General features: G+C 70.2%; 13 protein-coding genes. 9 read left to right on the forward strand and 4 right to left on the reverse strand.

Translation table 11 applies throughout. The annotated features are described in order from the left end of the window. Positions 1 to 147 precede the first annotated feature (147 nt). The 7 genes from O9Y01_RS15730 (at position 148) to O9Y01_RS15760 (ending at position 11,515) form a co-directional block, all read left to right on the forward strand. Positions 148 to 2,631 (forward strand): glycogen/starch/alpha-glucan phosphorylase, encoded by a 2,484-nt coding sequence (locus O9Y01_RS15730; RefSeq protein ID WP_269632557.1) that lies wholly within the window; start codon positions 148 to 150, stop codon positions 2,629 to 2,631. 16 nt (positions 2,632 to 2,647) lie between these two features. Beyond that, entirely contained in the window at positions 2,648 to 4,825 is a 2,178-nt protein-coding gene (gene glgB, locus O9Y01_RS15735; RefSeq protein ID WP_269632558.1) for a 1,4-alpha-glucan branching protein GlgB, read from the forward strand. After that, a complete protein-coding gene (locus O9Y01_RS15740) occupies positions 4,822 to 5,751 on the forward strand; it encodes an alpha/beta hydrolase (RefSeq protein ID WP_269632559.1) in 930 nt (309 codons plus the stop codon). Before glgB ends, O9Y01_RS15740 begins: the two co-directional genes overlap by 4 nt. Further along, complete coding sequence (gene glgX / locus O9Y01_RS15745; protein ID WP_269632560.1) at positions 5,748 to 7,907, forward strand: glycogen debranching protein GlgX; 2,160 nt, start codon at positions 5,748 to 5,750, stop codon at positions 7,905 to 7,907. The genes O9Y01_RS15740 and glgX overlap by 4 nt, the downstream gene beginning before the upstream one ends. A gap of 27 nt (positions 7,908 to 7,934) precedes the next feature. After that, positions 7,935 to 9,467, forward strand: coding sequence for a 4-alpha-glucanotransferase (gene malQ / locus O9Y01_RS15750; protein ID WP_269632561.1), 1,533 nt, complete (start codon positions 7,935 to 7,937; stop codon positions 9,465 to 9,467). Between the two features lie 152 nt (positions 9,468 to 9,619). Further along, positions 9,620 to 10,210, forward strand: coding sequence for a hypothetical protein (locus O9Y01_RS15755; RefSeq protein ID WP_269632562.1), 591 nt, complete (start codon positions 9,620 to 9,622; stop codon positions 10,208 to 10,210). Positions 10,211 to 10,318: 108 nt separating this feature from the next. Continuing rightward, on the forward strand, positions 10,319 to 11,515 hold the full coding sequence (locus tag O9Y01_RS15760) for a cation:proton antiporter (RefSeq protein WP_269632563.1): 1,197 nt from the start codon (positions 10,319 to 10,321) through the stop codon (positions 11,513 to 11,515). Between the two features lie 15 nt (positions 11,516 to 11,530). On the opposite strand, the gene O9Y01_RS15765 is transcribed toward O9Y01_RS15760, so the two are convergent. From O9Y01_RS15765 to O9Y01_RS15780, 4 genes are read right to left on the reverse strand one after another with little or no spacing between them, the layout of a single operon-like run. Next, positions 11,531 to 11,950 carry a DUF6463 family protein gene (locus tag O9Y01_RS15765; protein ID WP_269632564.1) on the reverse strand — a complete coding sequence of 140 codons (420 nt, stop codon included), beginning with the start codon at positions 11,948 to 11,950 and terminating at the stop codon, positions 11,531 to 11,533. An 11-nt stretch (positions 11,951 to 11,961) separates the two neighbouring features. Continuing rightward, a complete protein-coding gene (locus O9Y01_RS15770; RefSeq protein WP_269632565.1) occupies positions 11,962 to 13,320 on the reverse strand; it encodes an ABC1 kinase family protein in 1,359 nt (452 codons plus the stop codon). Then, complete coding sequence (locus O9Y01_RS15775; RefSeq protein ID WP_269632566.1) at positions 13,317 to 13,853, reverse strand: DUF2867 domain-containing protein; 537 nt, start codon at positions 13,851 to 13,853, stop codon at positions 13,317 to 13,319. The genes O9Y01_RS15770 and O9Y01_RS15775 overlap by 4 nt, the downstream gene beginning before the upstream one ends. After that, positions 13,850 to 14,713, reverse strand: a complete 864-nt coding sequence (locus O9Y01_RS15780; protein WP_269632567.1) for a TetR/AcrR family transcriptional regulator — start codon at positions 14,711 to 14,713, stop codon at positions 13,850 to 13,852. Before O9Y01_RS15780 ends, O9Y01_RS15775 begins: the two co-directional genes overlap by 4 nt. Before the next feature lie 318 nt (positions 14,714 to 15,031). Here O9Y01_RS15780 and O9Y01_RS15785 point away from each other — a divergent pair, with 318 nt between their 5' ends. Then, positions 15,032 to 17,218, forward strand: coding sequence for a lipoxygenase family protein (locus tag O9Y01_RS15785; protein ID WP_269632568.1), 2,187 nt, complete (start codon positions 15,032 to 15,034; stop codon positions 17,216 to 17,218). Between the two features lie 66 nt (positions 17,219 to 17,284). Then, a complete protein-coding gene (locus O9Y01_RS15790; protein ID WP_269632569.1) occupies positions 17,285 to 17,824 on the forward strand; it encodes an NADPH-dependent FMN reductase in 540 nt (179 codons plus the stop codon). The last annotated feature ends 12 nt before the right edge of the window (positions 17,825 to 17,836 follow it).

The following is a 17,836-nucleotide window of genomic DNA, read 5'->3' on the forward strand; positions in this document are numbered from 1 at the left end:
CTCCGATGGGCTGTGTGTCCGATGCGCCGCGCGGCCCGTTTCGCTGGGTTCGCGGCCGACCGCAGGGGCCGGTCTTGGCTGCCCCAGGGATGAATGCCTATGTTGTCCACGCTTCTCAACGCGGCCCGTTCCACGGCGCGAGGTGCCATGAACTCCGAATCCTCTTCCTCTTCTTCCACATGCGGGCTGCAGGACGCCTTCAAGGCCGCCCTGCAGCGCGAACTGCAGCAGCGCGCCCTGGTGGGTGCCGCACCCGGCCGTGACGAGCTGATGCGCGCCGCCGCGGCCGCCAGCCGCGAGCTGCTGGCCCAGCGCTGGGCCGCCACGCAGGCCGCCGATGCCCGGCGCGGCGCCGACGCCGCCAGCCGCCGCGTGCACTACCTCTCGATGGAGTTCCTGATGGGCCGCGCGCTGAGCAACGCGCTGGCGGCCCTCCGCCTGGACGGCGTGCTGCAGGCGCATCTGCAGGCCCAGGGCCAGGACCTGTCCACCGTGCTGGAGCGCGAGCCCGACGCCGCGCTGGGCAATGGCGGCCTGGGCCGCCTGGCCGCCTGCTTCCTCGATTCCTTCGCGGAGCTCGGCCTGCCGTCCTTCGGCTACGGCCTGCGCTACCAGTACGGCATGTTTGCCCAGGGCATCCAGGACGGCCGCCAGGTCGAGTCTCCCGATGACTGGCTGCGCCTGGGCAACCCCTGGGAGCTGCCGCGCCCCGAGCTGCGCTATGGCGTGGGTTTTGGCGGCCGCGTGGAGGTGGACGCCAGCGGCGCTCGCCGCTGGGTGCCGGCCGAGGTGATGGTGGCCCAGGCCTACGACTTCATCGTGCCGGCCCACCACAGCGAGCGCGTCTCGACCCTGCGCCAGTGGCATGCGCAGGCCGCCGCGCCCATCGATTTCCAGGCCTTCTGCCGCGGTGACTATGCCGGTGCCGCCAGCCGCCAGGTGGCCGCAGACGCGCTGAACTGGGTGCTCTACCCCGACGACTCCACCGAGGCCGGCCGCGAGCTGCGCCTCAAGCAGGAGGCCTTCCTGGTGAGCGCCTCGCTGCAGGACCTGATCGCGCGCCATCTGCGCGAGTCCGGCTCGCTCCAGAACCTGGGCACGAGCAACGCCATCCACCTCAACGACACCCACCCGGCCCTGGCCCCGGCCGAGCTGATGCGCCTGCTGCTGGACGAGCACGGCCTGCCCTGGGACGAGGCCTGGGCGATCACGCGTCAGGCCGTCAGCTACACCAACCACACCCTGATGCCCGAGGCCCTGGAGACCTGGCCGGTGCGCATGTTCGAGGCCCTGCTGCCGCGCCATCTCGAGATCATCTACGAGATCAACCACCGCTTCCTGCAGGAGCTGCGCCAGCGCTTCCCGGGTGACGACGCCCTGGCCGCGCGGGTCTCGCTGATCGACGAGGGCGGCAACTACGGTGGCGAACGCCGCGTGCGCATGGCCGCGCTGTCCATCGTGGCCTCGCACCGCGTCAACGGCGTGGCCGCGCTGCACTCGGCCCTGATGGTGCAGACCATCTTTGCCGACTATGCCCGCATCTTCCCCGAGCGCTTCCACAACGTGACCAATGGCGTGACCCCGCGCCGCTGGCTGCAGCAGGCGAATCCGGCGCTGTCCGCCGTGATCGACGGCGCCATCGGCACGGCCTGGCGTCAGGACCTCTCCAAGCTGCAGGCCCTGGCCGCGCATGCCAAGGACGCCGCGCTGATCGACAGCTTCCGCAGCGTCAAGCGCGCCAACAAGCAGCGCCTGGCCGAGCGCATCCGCCGCGAGCTGGGCCTGGCCGTGAACGTGGACAGCCTCTTCGATGTGCAGATCAAGCGCATCCATGAGTACAAGCGCCAGCTGCTGAACCTGCTGCACGTCATCGCCCGCTACCAGGCCATCGTTGCCAACCCGGAAGGGGTGGACGGCCGGGGCTGGGTGCCGCGCACCGTGGTGATTGCCGGCAAGGCGGCCTCGGCCTATCACATGGCCAAGCTGATCATCCAGCTGGCGCACGACGTGGCCCGCGTGGTCAACAGCGATCCGCGTGTGGGGGACAAGCTCAAGCTCGTCTTCCTGCCCAACTACGGCGTGTCGCTTGCCGAGACCATCATCCCGGCCGCCGACCTGTCGGAGCAGATCTCCACCGCCGGCACCGAGGCCTCGGGCACCGGCAACATGAAGTTCGCGCTGAACGGTGCGCTGACCATCGGCACCTGGGACGGCGCCAACATCGAGATGGCCGAGCACATGGGTGTGGACCAGATGTTCGTCTTCGGCCTGCGCACCGAGGCCGTGGCCGGGCTCAAGAGCCTGGGCTACGACCCGCGCCTGTACGTGGAGCAGAACCGCCAGCTGCAGGGCGTGATCCACGCCATCGCCGAGGGCGACTTCTGCGGCGGCGACAGCGCCCGCTACAAGCCCCTGGTCGACAAGCTGCTGGGCGCCGACCCCTACCTGCTGATGGCCGACTTCAGCGACTACGTGGCCACGCAGGCGAAGGTCGATGCCGTCTATCGCGAGCCGCAGGCCTGGGGCGAGCAGGCCATCCGCAACGTGGCGGGCATGGGCTGGTTCTCCTCGGACCGCACCATTGCCGAGTACGTCGAGCGCGTCTGGTCGCCGGCTTCGCTGAAGGCCTGATCCCCGAGGCGTGGGCATGGTTGACGACAGCACCCTTCAGGCCCTGAGGGAGGCCCGCCATGGCGACCCTTTCGCCGTGCTGGGTCAGCATGCCGACGACGAAGGCCGGCTGTGGCTGCGCGCCTGCCTGCCCGGTGCGCAGGCGGTGCAGGTGCTGGACGCCGCCAGCGGCCGTGCCCTGTGCCGCATGACGGTGCGTGAGCCGGCTCTGTTCTTCGAGGCCCTCATCCCGCGCCGCCGCAAGCCCTTCGCCTACCGCCTCTTCGTGCAGTGGCAGGCCGGCGGCCCCTGGCAGCGCATGGACGATGCCTACGCCTTCGGCCCCCAGCTGTCTGAAGCCGAGCTGCAGCAGCTCGCGGCCGGCCTGCACCTGCGGCCCTGGCAGGTGCTGGGCGCCCATCTGCAGCAGGTGGACGGCGTGGCCGGCACGCGCTTCGCCGTCTGGGCACCGAACGCCCGGCGCGTCAGCGTGGTGGGCAGCTTCAACCAGTGGGACGGCCGCCGTCATCCCATGCGGCGCCGGCACGAGGCGGGCGTCTGGGAGCTCTTCATCCCGGCCGTGCAGGCGGGCGACCTCTACCAGTTCGAGATCCTCGCCGCCGAGGGTCAGGTCTTGCGCAAGGCCGATCCCTACGCCCGCCAGGCCCAGTTCCGGCCGGACACGGCCAGCATCGTCTGCGCCGAGCCGCCTCAGCTGCGCCTGCCCGTCGACCGCCGCCCGGTGAACCGCCGCGACGCGCCCATCAGCATCTACGAGGTGCACGCCCTGTCCTGGCGGCGCCCCCCTGGCGGCGGGCCCGGCGACTTCGTGGACTGGGACACCCTGGCCGCCACCTTGCCGGGCTATGCCGCGGGCCTGGGCTTCACCCACATCGAGCTGCTGCCCATCTCCGAGCATCCCTTCGATGGCTCCTGGGGCTACCAGACCCTGGGCCTCTATGCGCCCACGGCGCGCCTGGGCGACCCGCGCGGCCTGGCCCGCTTCGTGGCCGCCTGCCATGCCCAGGGCCTGGGCGTGCTGCTGGACTGGGTGCCCGCGCATTTCCCGGCGGACTCCCATGGCCTCGCCCAGTTCGACGGCACGCACCTCTACGAGTACGCCGACCCGCGCGAGGGCTTCCACCGCGACTGGAACACGCTGATCTACCACTTCGGCCGCCTCGAGACCCAGCAGTTCCTGGTGGGCAATGCGCTGTACTGGCTGGAGCAGTGGGGCGTGGACGGCCTGCGCGTGGACGCCGTGGCCTCCATGCTCTACCGCGATTACTCCCGCCCGCCCGGCGAGTGGGTGCCCAATGTGCAGGGAGGCCGCGAGAACCTCGAGGCCATCGCCTTCCTGCGCCGCATGAACGAGGTGATCGGCGCCGAGGCGCCCGGCGGCATCACCGTCGCGGAGGAATCGACCAGCTTTCCCGGCGTCAGCGCGCCCACCTCGGCCGGCGGCCTGGGCTTCCACTACAAATGGAACATGGGCTGGATGAACGACACCCTGCGCTACATGCACGAGGACCCCATCCACCGCAAATGGCATCACGAGAAGATGAGCTTCGGCCTCGTCTACGCCTTCAGCGAGAACTTCGTGCTGCCGCTCTCGCATGACGAGGTGGTGCACGGCAAGGGCTCGCTGCTGGGCAAGATGCCGGGCGACGACTGGCAGCGCTTCGCCAATCTGCGCGCCTACTACGGCTTCATGTGGGGCCATCCCGGCAAGAAGCTGCTCTTCATGGGCCAGGAGTTCGCGCAGGACAGCGAATGGAACCACGACGCCGAGCTGCCCTGGGACCTGCTGGACCGGCCGGCCCATGCCGGCGTGCAGGTGCTGGTGCGCGACCTCAACCGCGTCTACCGCGAACGGCCCAGCCTGCACCGCCAGGACTGCGAGGCCGCGGGCTTCCAGTGGCTGGTCAGTGAGGACCGCGAGCTGAGTGTCTTCGCCTGGCTGCGCCGCGAGCCGGGCGGGGAGCAGACCCTGGTGGTCTGCAACTTCACGCCGGTGCCGCGCGAGGGCTACCGCATCCCCATGCCGCAAGGTGTCCGCGCCTGGCGCGAGGTGATCAACACCGATGCCAGCTACTACGGCGGCAGCAACCTGGGCAACCAGCAGGCGGCACTGCCGGTGGTCGACGGCCACCTGCAGCTGCTGCTGCCGCCCCTGGCCACGCTGATGCTGGCGCCGGTGGAGGAGGGCGCATGAACCGCCGCCAGCTGATGCAGGGCGCCGCAGCGCTGGCCGTCCCTTGCACCGTGGTGGCCGGGGCGGATGCCTTGCCCCAGCTTGCCGCGGGCCGGCTGGAACGCCTGGTGCTGGAGGACGCCACGCTGGGGCCGCGCCCGGTCGACGTCTGGCTGCCCCCGAGCTACCGTGCCGACCGGCCGCATGCCGTGCTGTACATGCACGATGGCCAGATGCTCTTCGACCCGCGCAGCACCTGGAACCGCCAGGCCTGGACGGTGGATGCCGTGGCCGCGCCCTTGATCGCCGACGGCACCCTGCGCGACTTCATCGTCGTCGGCCTGCACAACCATGCCGAGCAGCGTCACGCCGAGTTCTTTCCGCAGGCCTGCTGGCCGGCGATCGAGAAGACGGCGCCCGGGCAGCGCTACCTGGCCGGGCAGCTGAAGCGCCCGCCGCTGTCCGACGCCTACCTGCGCAGCCTGGTGCGCGAGCTCAAGCCCCGCATCGATGCGCGCTACGCCACCGACCCTCGGCCCGCCTCCACCTTCCTCATGGGCTCCAGCATGGGCGGCCTGATCAGCCTCTACGGCCTTTGTGAGTATCCGCAGGTCTTCGGCGGCGCCGCGGCCCTGAGCACGCACTGGATCGGCCTGTACGAGCGCAACGCCGAGATCCCGGGTGCGCTGCTGAGCTACCTCGAACGCAAGCTGCCCGCGCCGGGCAGCCATCGCCTCTACCTGGACCGCGGCACCGCCGGGCTGGACGCGCTTTACGACGAGGCCCAGGCCCGTGTGGACGCGCTGCTGGCCGCGCGTGGCCACCGTCCGCCGCTCACCCAGACCCGTGTCTTCGAAGATGCGGACCACACCGAGCAGCACTGGGCCGCGCGCCTGGCGCTGCCGCTGCGGGCCCTGCTGGCCCGCCCAGATGACGCTGCCGCATGAAGACTGCCCTGCCTGACCATCTGAGCCCTGGCCGCACCGAGCCCCTGGGCACCCTGGCCCGCGACGGCGGCGTCAACGTGGCCGTGTTCTCGGAGCATGCCGAGGCCATCGAGCTGTGCGTGTTCGACGCCGAGGGCCAGCGCGAGCTGCGCCGCTACCGCCTGCACGGGCCCCATGACGGCATCCATCACGGCTTCCTGCCGGGCCTGGGGTCAGGTCTTGTCTATGCCTTCCGTGCGCATGGGCCCTATGCGCCCGAGTGCGGCCACCGCTTCAATCCGCACAAGCTGCTGCTGGACCCGTATGCCCGCGAGATCGTCGGCCACTTCGGCTGGCGGGCCGAGCACCACGGCTACGAGCTGGGCCACCCCGAAGGGTCCCGCAGCTTCGACCGCCGCGACAACGCCCTGCATGCCTTGAAGGCCCGCGTGGCGGCGCCGGCCGCCGGGCCTGGCCCGCGCGCTTCGGCGCCGCGGCATGCGGCGGCGGACCTGCTGCTGTACGAGGTGCATGTGAAGGGCTTCTCGGCCGCGCACCCTGGCATCCCCGAGGCCCTGCGCGGCAGCTACGCGGCCCTGGCCCATCCGGCGGCCATCGCCCATTTCCAGCGCCTGGGCGTGAGCACGCTCTCGCTGCTGCCGGTTCACTACGCCATCGACGAGCCCCACCTCGGGGAAAAGGGCCTGCACAACTACTGGGGCTACAACACCCTGGGCTTCTTCGCGCCGGACCCGCGCCTGGCCAGCAGCGCCGTTCGCCATGATCCGGCCCTGGTGGCGGCGGAGTTCCGCGCCATGGTCGCGGCTCTGCACGAGGCGGGGCTGGAGGTGGTGCTGGACGTCGTCTACAACCACACGCCCGAGGGCAACGAGTTCGGCCCCACGCTGTCCTGGCGTGGCCTGGACAACCGCAGCTACTACCGCGCCGTGCCGGACGACGCCAGCCGGGCCGAGAACCTCACCGGCTGTGGCAACACGCTCAACACCCAGCATCCGCGGGTCACCCAGTTCGTGCTGGATTCGCTGCGCTTCTGGGTGCAGGAGATGGGCGTGGACGGCTTCCGCTTCGACCTCGCACCGGTGCTGGGCCGCGGGCCGCGTGGCTTCGATCCGCAGGCCGCCTTCTTCACCGCCCTGCGCCAGGACCCGGTCCTCGCGGGCGTGCACCTGATCGCCGAGCCCTGGGATGCGGGCTATGACGGCTACCAGCTGGGCCGCTTCCCCGGCCGCTTCATGGAGTGGAACGACAAGTTCCGCGACGCCGTGCGCGGCTACTGGATCGGCCCGGCGGCCACGCAACCGCGCCTGGGGCATGCCATCAGCCGCGGCGAGTTCGCCCGCCGCTTCAGTGCCTCCAGCGATGTGTTCCACCATGCGCAGCGCCTGCCCACGGCCTCGGTCAACTTCATTGCCGTGCATGACGGCTACACCCTGCACGATCTGCTGAGCTACAGCGGCAAGCACAACCAGGCCAACGGCGAGGACAACCGCGACGGCCGCGACGGCGAGCTGGCCCACAACTTCGGCCATGAGGGCGAGGGGGCCCCCGCCGAGGTGCAGGCCACGCGCGAGCGCCTGCGCCGCGCCATGCTGGCCACGCTGCTGCTGGCCCAGGGCACGCCCATGCTCAATGCCGGAGACGAGCTGGCCAACAGCCAGCAGGGCAACAACAACGCCTACTGCCAGGACAACCCCCTGGGCTGGCTGGACTGGCGGCAGGACAGCGCCGCGCTGCAGTCCTTCGTGGCTCGCGTCAGCGCCCTGCGCCGGGCGCAGCCCCTGCTGCGGCACGAGCGCTGGTTCGTATCGGCAGGGCAGGGCGGGGCCGCGCATGCGGGCGATGCCCAGCTGCGCTGGTTCTCGCCGCGGGGCCACGAAATGCAGGTGCAGGACTGGCACCTGGGCCCAGAGCAGGCCCTGGCCTGCCTGATCTCGGCCCTGCCCGCCGGTGCAGAACCGAGCCTGGCCCTGCTGTTCAATCCGGAGCCCCAGGCCCTGGCCTTCCACGCGCCCGCCGAATGCCGCGGCACGCAGTGGCGCCTGCTGCTGGACAGCAGCCAGCCCGACGGCCGGCCGCTGGCGCAGGCACTGAGCCTGGACCTGGCCTTCGAGGTGCCTGCCCGCAGCCTCTGGCTGCTGCAGTCCCAGCCCGCCTGACCCGACGCCTTCCATCCCCCCCTTCTTTTGTACGAGACTGCGCGCATGGACCTGAACCAACGCCTCGCCGGTGTGCTGCTGCACATCACCTCCCTCCCTGGCCCGCACGGCATGGGCGACTTCGGCCCCGATGCCTACCGCTACGTGGACTGGCTGCAGTCCGCCGGCCAGGGCCTGTGGCAGTGGCTGCCCTCGACCCCCATTGGTCCTGGTGACAGCCCTTACCAGGGCGTCTCGGCCTTCGCGGGCAGCCAGTGGATGGTGGCCTTCGAGCCCCTGGTGGCCAAGGGCTGGATGAGCGCGCCGCAGCTGCCGCCGGAAGGCTTCGATGCCTCACGCGTGGACTACGGCCGCGTGCTGCCCTGGCGCGAGCAGCAGCTGCGCGCCGCCGAGGCCGGCTTCCGCGCCAAGGCCAGCGCGGCCGAGCGCGCCGAGTTCACCGCCTGGTGCGCCTCGCAGGCCGACTGGCTGGAGGACTACGCCCTCTTCATGGCCATCCGCAGCCCGCGCGGCGGCCAGCCCTGGTGGCTGTGGCCGCAAGACCTGGCACGCCGTGAGCCCGCTGCCCTGGCCGCCGCACGCCGGGAACACGCCGCCGAGATCGACTTCTGGCGTTTCGTGCAATGGTGCTTCGACTGGCAGGTGGCCGGCCTCAAGCGCTACGCCAACGAGCGTGGCGTGCGCATCATGGGCGACCTGCCCATCTTCGTGGCCCATGACAGCGCCGACTGCTGGGCCCGCCCCGATCTCTACGATCTGGACGATCAATTCCAGACCGTCACCGTGGCCGGCGTGCCGCCCGACGCGCTCTCCGCCGAGGGCCAGCGCTGGGGCAACCCGCTGTACCGCTGGGACCGCATGGCGGCCGAGGACTACGCCTGGTGGACGGCCCGCGTGCGCCGCGCGCTGAGCAGCGCCGACGTCTTCCGCATCGACCACTTCCGCGGCTTCGCCGGCTACTACGAGATTCCCGGCAGCAGCCCGGATGCCAAGCAGGGCGTGTGGCGCACCGGCCCCGGCAAGGCTCTGTTCGACGCCATCGAGAAGGCCCTGGGTCCGCTGCCCATCGTGGCCGAGGACCTGGGCTTCATCACTGAGGACGTGCATGCCTTGCGCGACGCCTGCGGCTTCCCCGGCATGAAGATTCTGCAGTTCGGCTTCGGTGGTGACGGCAGCCACGAGTTCCTGCCCCAGATGTGGCCGCGCGCCGCCGTGGCCTACACCGGCACGCACGACAACGACACCGTGCTGGGCTGGTGGCGCCACGCCAGCGCCCGCGAGCGCGCCTTCGCCGGCGCCTACCTGGCCTGCGGCGAGCACGACGTGCACTGGGCCATGATCCGCGCCTGCTGCAACTCCGTCGCCAACATGGCCGTCTTCCCCATGCAGGACGTGCTGGGCCTGGGCGGGGAACACCGCATGAACGTGCCCGGCATCCTCGGCGGCAACTGGGCCTGGCGCTTGCGCTGGGACATGCTCGATGCCGAGCACAGCCGCGTGCTGGGCCTGATCACGGCGGCCAGCGGGCGGGCGGATGTGGGGCTGATGCGACTGCCCTGAGCGGCTTTCCCCTGGGGGCGCAAGGGCACAATGGCGGCCTTCAAGCGGCCCCGGGTCATGCCCAGGGCGCCGATGGGGACGTGAAGGGAACGCGAAGGGAACACATGCCTGGCTCTGCATCGGGAATCGGAAGTCGATCATGGATCGCCGGGATGCTGCTGGCCACGTTTGCCGTGGCCGGGCGCGCCGAGGAGCCCCCGGCGCTCGGTTCGCCGCCACGGGTGCTGAAAGAGCTGCTGGCCAAGGGCGTGATCCAGGGGGTGCCGAACAGCGACTTCTTCTCCCGAGTCTTCGGCGTGCTGTTCCGCTGCGGTGCCTACAAGGTCAAGCCGGGCGAGCGCGAACCGGCGCTCTTCGGCGAATGCAAGCTGGAGAACGGACCGTACCGCTACGGCGTGGAATGGGGCCTCATGAGCTCCCGGCAAGGCGAGCTGGAGGTTTTCAACGGGCTCTACATCCGTGTGGCCTACCTGTCCAAGGCAGCCGTGCCGCTGACGGAGCTGTACCGCCAACTGCCGGAGCAAACGATCCCCACCTACCGGGATCACGCGGGAACGCTCTACAGAACGGACTGCGGCACCGCCGAGACGATCACGAGCGACCGCTCATCGGGCGGCGCCATTTTGGTGTCCATGAGCTCCAGAGGCGAAGGCAGCCGCTGTACCGGCACCCTGGACGGCTTCAGTGTCAGTTACCGCTTCCCGCAGTACGGAGGTGGCCTCCGCGTCTCTGTTCCGCGTTGAACTGCGGTTCCATCCCACCATGAAAACGCTTTCTTAGCATGAAACCCGATGTTCCGGCATCGGGTGAGCCCGCTGCCCGCCACGGGGCTTCGTCGCCATCATGGCGCGATGAACACGACCGAAATCTTCCTGATCGCCATGACGGTGATCTTCACGGTGCCCTATCTCGTGTGGCGCCTGGGAGGCACCGACTACTGGGCGCCCCTGGTCGTGGTGCAGATCATCACGGGCATCGTGCTGGGGCCGGGCGTGCTGGGGCGTGCCTTCCCGGACTACTACCAGTTCGTCTTCAACCCGGCGGTCGTGCAGTCGCTCAACGGGGTGGCCTGGTGGGCGGTGATGCTCTTCGTGTGGATCGCGGGCATCGAGCTGGACCTGAAGAAGGCCTGGGAACACCGGGTGGAAAGCGGCATCACGGCCGGCCTGGCGCTGGGCACGCCGCTGCTCGCCGGCAGCGTGGCCGCCCTGGCCCTGCTGGGGGGCGGCTGGATGGGGCCCAAGGCCGAGACCTGGCAGTTCGTGCTGGGCGTGGGCATGTCCTGCGCCGTCACGGCGCTGCCCATCCTGATCCTGCTGATGGAGAAGCTGGACATCCTGCGCCAGCCGTTGGGCCAGCGCATCCTGCGCTATGCCAGCCTGGACGACATCGCCATCTGGGGCGTGCTGGCCCTGATCCTGATGGACTGGGCGCGGGTGGGGCGCCAGGGCCTGTTCCTCGTGCTCTTCGCCCTGGCCACCTGGGGCCTGCGCCGCCTGATGCTGCGCCTGCCCGCCGCGGACCGCTGGTTCGTCAGCCTGATCTGGCTGGCCCTGGTGTCCTTCGGCGCGGACTGGTCCGGCCTGCACTTCATGGTGGGCGCCTTCCTGGCCGGCGCGGTGATGGACGCCGAGTGGTTCGACCAGGCCCAGATGGACCTGCTGCGCCACCACGTGCTGATGGTGCTGATGCCGGTGTTCTTCCTCTCCACGGGCCTGCGCACCAACTGGGAGATGGGCGGCTATGCGGTCTTCGGCGTGGCCGGCCTGCTGCTGGCGGTCTCGGTGGGCGGCAAGCTGCTGGGCCTGGAGATCGCCGGGCGCCTGCTGCGCTGGGCGCCGGGCGAGGCCCGCATCATCGGCTGGCTGCTGCAGACCAAGGCGCTGATCATGATCATCTTCGCCAACGTGCTGCTGGACAAGCAGATCATCACCTCCGAAACCTTCACCGCCCTGCTGCTGATGGCAGTGGGCAGCACCATGCTCACGGTGCCGGTGGTGGCGCCGATGCTGCGGCCGATGATGGGGCTGGTGAAGCGGGCGAGCTGAGGAGCGTTGGCCGCCTCAGCGCCCAGGCCGGCGCGGCCACAGGAGGCTCAGCGCTGGCGGCAGCACCAGCCAGAAGCCGGAGGCGGGCATCAGGCTCGCCCCCGCGGCGCACAGGCCCAGCAGGCCCCAGCCCAGCAGGCGCAGGCGCCGGGCCTGGCCCGCCTGCCTCAGTGGTCTGATGCACAGGGCCAGCAGGGCCAGCGGCAGCCCGAACAGCAGGAACCAGCTGACGGCGCCGCGCAGGGGGTCGGTGCCCACGGTGTCGATCCAACCTTGCGCCAGCATGGCGCGCAGCACCGGTGCGAAGACAAGCAGTCCGAACAGGGTGTGCACCGCGGCGACGGCCAGCAGCCAGGGGCCTTCCCAGGCCTGCCAGCGGGAGGGGCGCAGGGGCAGCGGCGTGTCGATCACAGGGGTGAGGGTGGCGGGAGGCATGGGCCGTCCTTTCAGGTCGTGGGTCCGAGGGTGGGTGGGCCGATCCAGCGGTTGCGGGTCTGCACCCGTGCCCCCAGGCGGTGGAGCAGCTGGTTGAGGCCCAGGTAGCTGCGGTCGAAGAAGGCCAGCTCGGTGGGCAGCTGGTGCAGGGCCTGCAGGGCCGTGCGCTGTGGTCCGGCCTGGAGTCTCGGCAGGCGCCGGTCCTGGCCGAAGTCATAGACCGGGCTGCGGAAGGGCGCGAGCTGCCAGTCCAGCAAGGGTGACAGCGCCGGTCGCAGCTCCGCGCGGAAGTGCTGCAGCGTCATCCCGGGGCTGATCAGCTGCAGGCTGAGGTAGGCCTGGTATAGCGCTGCATCGGCATCCGGACGCAGGGCCGCGTTCCAGGCCTGCGCCAGCCCGGCGGTGAATCCCTCCGACAGCCGCTGGGTGCAGCCGAAGTCCAGCAGGCCCAGGTGCCCATCGGCCATGAACAGGTAGTTGCCGGGATGCGGGTCCGCATGCAGCCACCGCAGCTCGAAGGCCATGCGCAGGAAGGCGTCGAAGATCAGCTGGCCGTAGTGGTCGCGCTGGGCCTGGCTGGGACGGGTGTCCAGCCACTCCTGCAGATGCTGGCCGGCCAGCGCCTCCATGACCAGCACCTGGCGCGTGCTCAGCTCGGGGACGGCCGCAGGCACCACCAGGCCTGGCAGGCGCAGCTGCGCGCGGAAGGCCTGCATGGCCTCGGCTTCTCGCGCATAGTCCAGCTCGGCCTCGAGGCTGCGCTCGATCTCGTCGAGCAGCGTGGCCAGGAGCTGGGGCGCCGGCAGGCCGCCGGCCTCGTCGAGCAGGCCGGTGAAGGGGCCGTCCAGCAGCAGCCGCAGCAGCTGCATGTCGCTGCGCACCGTGGCCGCCATGCCGGGGTACTGCAGCTTGATCGCGACCGCGCGGCCATCGGCCAGCCGGGCCCGGTGCACCTGGCCCAGGCTGGCCGCGGCAAAGGCCTGGGCGTCGAAGTCCGGCAGGCGCTGCGCCCAGTCGTGGCCCAGGGCCTGGCGCAGCTGGCGGTCGACCTGGGCCCGGTTCATCGGCGTGGCCTGGTAGCAGGCGCGCGCCAGCTGCTGGCGCAGGCCCTCGGGCAGCAGCTGGGGCTCGCCGGCGAGCATCTGCGCGGCTTTCAGGGCCACGCCCTTGAGCTGGTTCAGCGCGGTGAAGAGGATGCGGCCTAGCTGCGCTTCCTGCGCGGCGCGCGCGGCTTGGCGCTCCTCCTCGGTGCGTGCCAGGTCTTGCGCCTTGTGGACCAGCCGGCTCGCGCCGGCCTGGACCAGGGCGCGGCCCGCGATGGCGCTGCGCGCCAGGCGGCCGCTGCGCGGGGGGCGTTCGGCGGTCGTCATGCCTTGGGTCGCTGGCGGCGGCTGATCTGGCGCAGCATCAGGGGCACGATCAGCGAGTGGACCGGACCCACCACGGCCATGTAGAGCCAGCCCAGGCGGTTGTGCTCGTGCACCACGGTGCTGAGCGCCAGCCGGGGCGGCCCCTCCTGCGCGGGCAGGCGGCGCAGCGAAAGGCGCACATGCAGGTGGCGGTCGTTGTCGCCCAGCAGGAGTTCGTCCGGATGCAGGCCCTCCAGCGTGAAGATGCCGACGCGGTCACCCACCCGGTAGGCTTCGGCCGGCTTGGCGGCATCGGCCTGCAGCTGGCCGAGATGCTTCAGGCCCACCAGGCGGACCGCCCGGTTGCGCAGGCTCATCAGCAGGTTCATCCAGCGCGGGCTGCGGGCCGCCAGCTGCAGCCACAGCGCCAGCAGCTCCTGTTGCGGCTGCGGGTCGGGCAGGGCGTAGCAGTCGGCAAAGTCGGCGCTGGCCAGGGACGGCGCCAGCCGGCTCTCCGCCGGGACCGGGATCTTGGCGATGCGGTCCGCCTTCATGGCTTGCTCCGTGCCGTGCGCTGACGGGCTTGAGCGGGTGGCGATGCGGGTTTCGCTTTCGGCTTCCGTGTCGGCTTGGGTTTGGGTTCGGGCTCGGGTGCCCGGCCTGTGGATGGGCCAGCGGCGGCCACGGCCTTGCCCAGCCCGCGTCCGGCCAGGGCCAGCATCTGGAGCAGCTCGCCACGCTGGCCCTGCAGCAGGCGCGCCAGCTGGTTGCGCAGCAGGTAGGCGGCCAGCTCGCCGAGCTTGTTGACCACGCCGCTGCGCAGCACCATCACCAGCAGTCCCAGCACCAGCTCGCTGAGCTGGGTGGTGTCGGCGAAGTCTTCGCTGTCATCGTCCAGCCAGTAGGTGATCAGTCCGAAGAGCCCGTCGGTGAACAGGCCGGCCACCAGGCCCTGGTAGTCGCAGGGGGCGATCTCGCCAGCGGCCTCGGCGGCGGTCAGCCAGTCCTTCACCACGCGCTTGAGGGCGCTCTTGCCGGGCAGGCCGTCGCCCAGCAGCAGCAGCGGCGACTGCTGCGCCAGCTGGCGGGTGAGGGCCACGAACTCGCGGTCGGGCAGCAGGCGCTCCAGCACCGCGTCAACGAGGCGCTGCAGCCGCTCCTGCAGGGTGTAGCGCTCGAAGCCGCTGGTCTGCTCGGTAAGGGCCAGCGCTTCGGACAGCGCCAGCTCGTAGTAGCCCAGCACCAGCTTCTCCTTGCTGGGGAAGTACTTGTAGATCGTGGCGTCGCCCAGGCCGGCCTCGCGGGCGATCTGCTTCATGCTGGTCGCCTCGAAGCCCTGGCGGCTCATCAGCTCCACCGCGGCCTCGATCAGGCGCCGCAGGTTCTGGTCTTGCTGCTGCTTGGAGATCTTCATTGGCTATCCAAAAAATCAGTGAAAAGTTGCTTTTTTGGATAGTACGTATGAATAGCGGGCCTGGCAAGTGCGCGCTGAAGAAGGGTGGGCAGGCTGCCGCGCCAGCGCCCCTGTGCAGGGAAGGTGCGTGAAGCATCAACGGATCACACGCCGACTCTCGGGATTTTTCTGCCTTGCAGCCCGGTCGCTCGGTGGTACCGTGCTGCCCAGCCGCGCCAGGCAGTTGGTAGAGCGCGCCCCAACCTCAACAGCCCCGGCGTGCGCACGAGCCTGCAGACCCTTGCATCGTGAGCCGCCGCATCAGCGAGACGACTTCCGATGAGCCTTCCCGACATCGTCACCTCCATCGCCGGCAACGCCTGCCCGGCCCAGATCCCCAGCCTGCCGCAGCACCACGACGCCGAGGCGCGCAAGGCCCGGGCCTTCCAGCTCTCCATCGCGCGGACGCAGTACAACTACATGCAGAGCTACCTGGAAGGCGTGCCGCTGTCGGCCGACCTGCCGGATGCCGAGAAGTTCAGCCTGGACTACGAGGCCCAGGTCGTGCAGGTCTTCCTCGCGCTGACCGACAACTTCAAGCGCGTGGTGCTGATGCTGCTGGAGCGCGAGCTGCTGGCCGACGTGCCCACGGCCGCGCTGCGCCGCGTGGAGGAGGCCTATGCCAAGCTCAAGGACTTCAGCCTCCTGCACCCGCTGCGCGACATCGAGGAGCTCAAGGACTTCTTCGAGGCCCTGGCCGGCCTGCCTGCCGCACTGGAGACCCTGGGCAACCTGCCCAAGGATCTGGCCAAGATGGCCGTTGGGCTGGATGCGGTGTTCAAGGAATTCCTCGCGAACGGACCGACGGCCTTCCTGAAGTCCACGCTCTTCGACATGCTCAGCGAGGAGCCCGGCCGCAACTACCTGCAGGCCCAGGGCATCGAGGACTACGAACGCCTCTTCGTGAGCCTGCCCACGCCGCTGATGCTGTCCATCCAGCAGCAGCCCTGGATGCCCCAGGGCCAGGGCAAGCCCTGCCAGCAGGACTGGTTCTTCGGCTGGCTGCAGACGGCGGGCTACAACACCACGATGCTGCGCGCCGTGGTGCCCGCACCCGTCCCGCCGGACGTGGACGACCCGATGGAAGGCATCCAGAAGATGCCCCTGGCGGACCTGCTGGCCAAGATGCCGGTCACCGACGCCATGCTGCAGAAGGAGACCGGCCAGGCTAGCCTGACCCTGGCGCAGGCCGCGGAGCAGGGCCGGCTCTTCGTGTGCGACTACGCCCTGCTGGAAGGCGCCTGGGCCGACCCGCTGCATGGCGAGCAGCGCTACATGGCCGCGCCCATCGCGCTCTTCTACTGGAACCCCACGCCGCCGGCCGGCTACCCTTCGGTGCCCGAGGGCGTGCTGCAGCCCATCGCCGCGCAGCTGGCCCAGAAGCACGACCCCGAGACCGCGCCCATCTACACGCCCAAGGACGCCGGCAACGCCAACGACGCCAAGGGCTTCAAGTGGCGCATCGCCAAGTACTTCGTCAACGTGGCCGCGGCGATCCAGCACGAGGCCATCGCCCACCTGGGCGCCTGCCACCTGGTCATCGAGCCCATCGTGGTGGCCGCGCGCCGCCAGCTGGCCGATCAGCACCCCATCCTGAAGCTGCTGGCGCCGCATTTCCGCTTCACGATCAACATCAACGACTCCGCCATCCACAGCCTCATCATTCCGGGCGGCGTGGTGGCCACCAATGTGGGCCCGGCCATCGAGTGCACCCTGGGCGTGCTGGCCCAGGCCCACCAGGCCTACCGCTGGGACGACAACCATCCCGAGCGCCTCTTCCGCATCCGCGGTGTGGACGGCCTGCCCAAGTTCCCCTTCCGCGATGACACCCTGCTGCTGTGGCAGGCCACCCATCGCTTCGTCGAGCGCTACCTGCGCCTCTACTACAGCAGCGATGCCGAGGTGGCCGGCGACTACGAGCTGCAGGCCTGGATCCACGAGATGACCGCGCCGCAGTTCGCCGGCTTCAAGGGCATGCGCGGGCTGACGGCCACGGGCGACCCCAAGAAGCCCTGGCGCATTGACAGCCTCGCCTACCTGATCGAGGTGGTGGCGCAGATCGTCTACATCGCGGGCCCGCAGCATGCGTCGGTCAACTACGCGCAGTACCCGCTGATGTCCTACATGCCTTCGGTGGCTGGCACGCTCTACGACCCGGCGCCCGCACGCAGCACCGTGGTGGACAGCGAGCAGGACTGCATCCGCTGGTACCCGCCGCTGGATGTGTCGCTCTACACCTTCTCCTTCGAGTACCTGCTGTCGGGCGTGCAGTACGACACCTTCGGCCGCTACGAGCACAACCCGCGCAATCCTTACTTCGAGGACCCGCGCGTCGGTCCCCTGGTGGCCGAGTTCCAGACCGACCTGGCCCTGGCCGAGCGCGAGATCCGCGAGCGCAACCGTCTGCGTCCGGTCGAATACCCCTTCCAGCTGCCGTCCCAGATCCCGAATAGCATCAGCATCTGATCGACGGCAGCCAGGCGGCGCGGGGCAGGGGCTCCGCTGCCGCAGGGCTGGCAAGGAGTGATGACGATGGCAAAGAAGATCCTGGTCCTCAGCGGCAGCCTGCGCGCGGCCTCACGCAACACCGCCCTGGCCCGCTATGCCCTGCGCAACGCCCCCGAGGGCCTGCAGCTGGAGATGGCGGACCTCAGCGAGTTCCCCTTCTACAACGCGGACCACCCCGCACCGCCCCCGCCCGTGGCCCGCTTCTTCGAGCAGCTGCGCCAGGCGGACGGCCTGCTGCTGGCCTGCCCCGAGTACAACTACTCCATCGCCCCGGTGCTCAAGAACGCGCTGGACTGGGCCTCACGCGAGAAGGACAACCACCTGCTCGCCGGCAAGACCGTGGCCCTGATGGGCGCCGGCGGCGGCATGGGCACCTCGCGCGCCCAGTACCACCTGCGCCAGGTGGCCGTGGCCCTGGACCTGCGGGTGCTGAACAAGCCCGAGGTCTTCTGCAGCGCCTTCACCGCCGGCCTCTTCGACGAGCACAACGAGCTGGTGGACGAGCGCATCCAGGGCCTGGTGAAGCAGCTGCTGGAGGCGCTCAAGACCGCCCTGGCGCGCTGAGACGGCGCAAGG

This window comes from Pelomonas sp. BJYL3 (assembly GCF_027257975.1).
Lineage (GTDB): Bacteria > Pseudomonadota > Gammaproteobacteria > Burkholderiales > Burkholderiaceae_C > Roseateles_B > Roseateles_B flavus.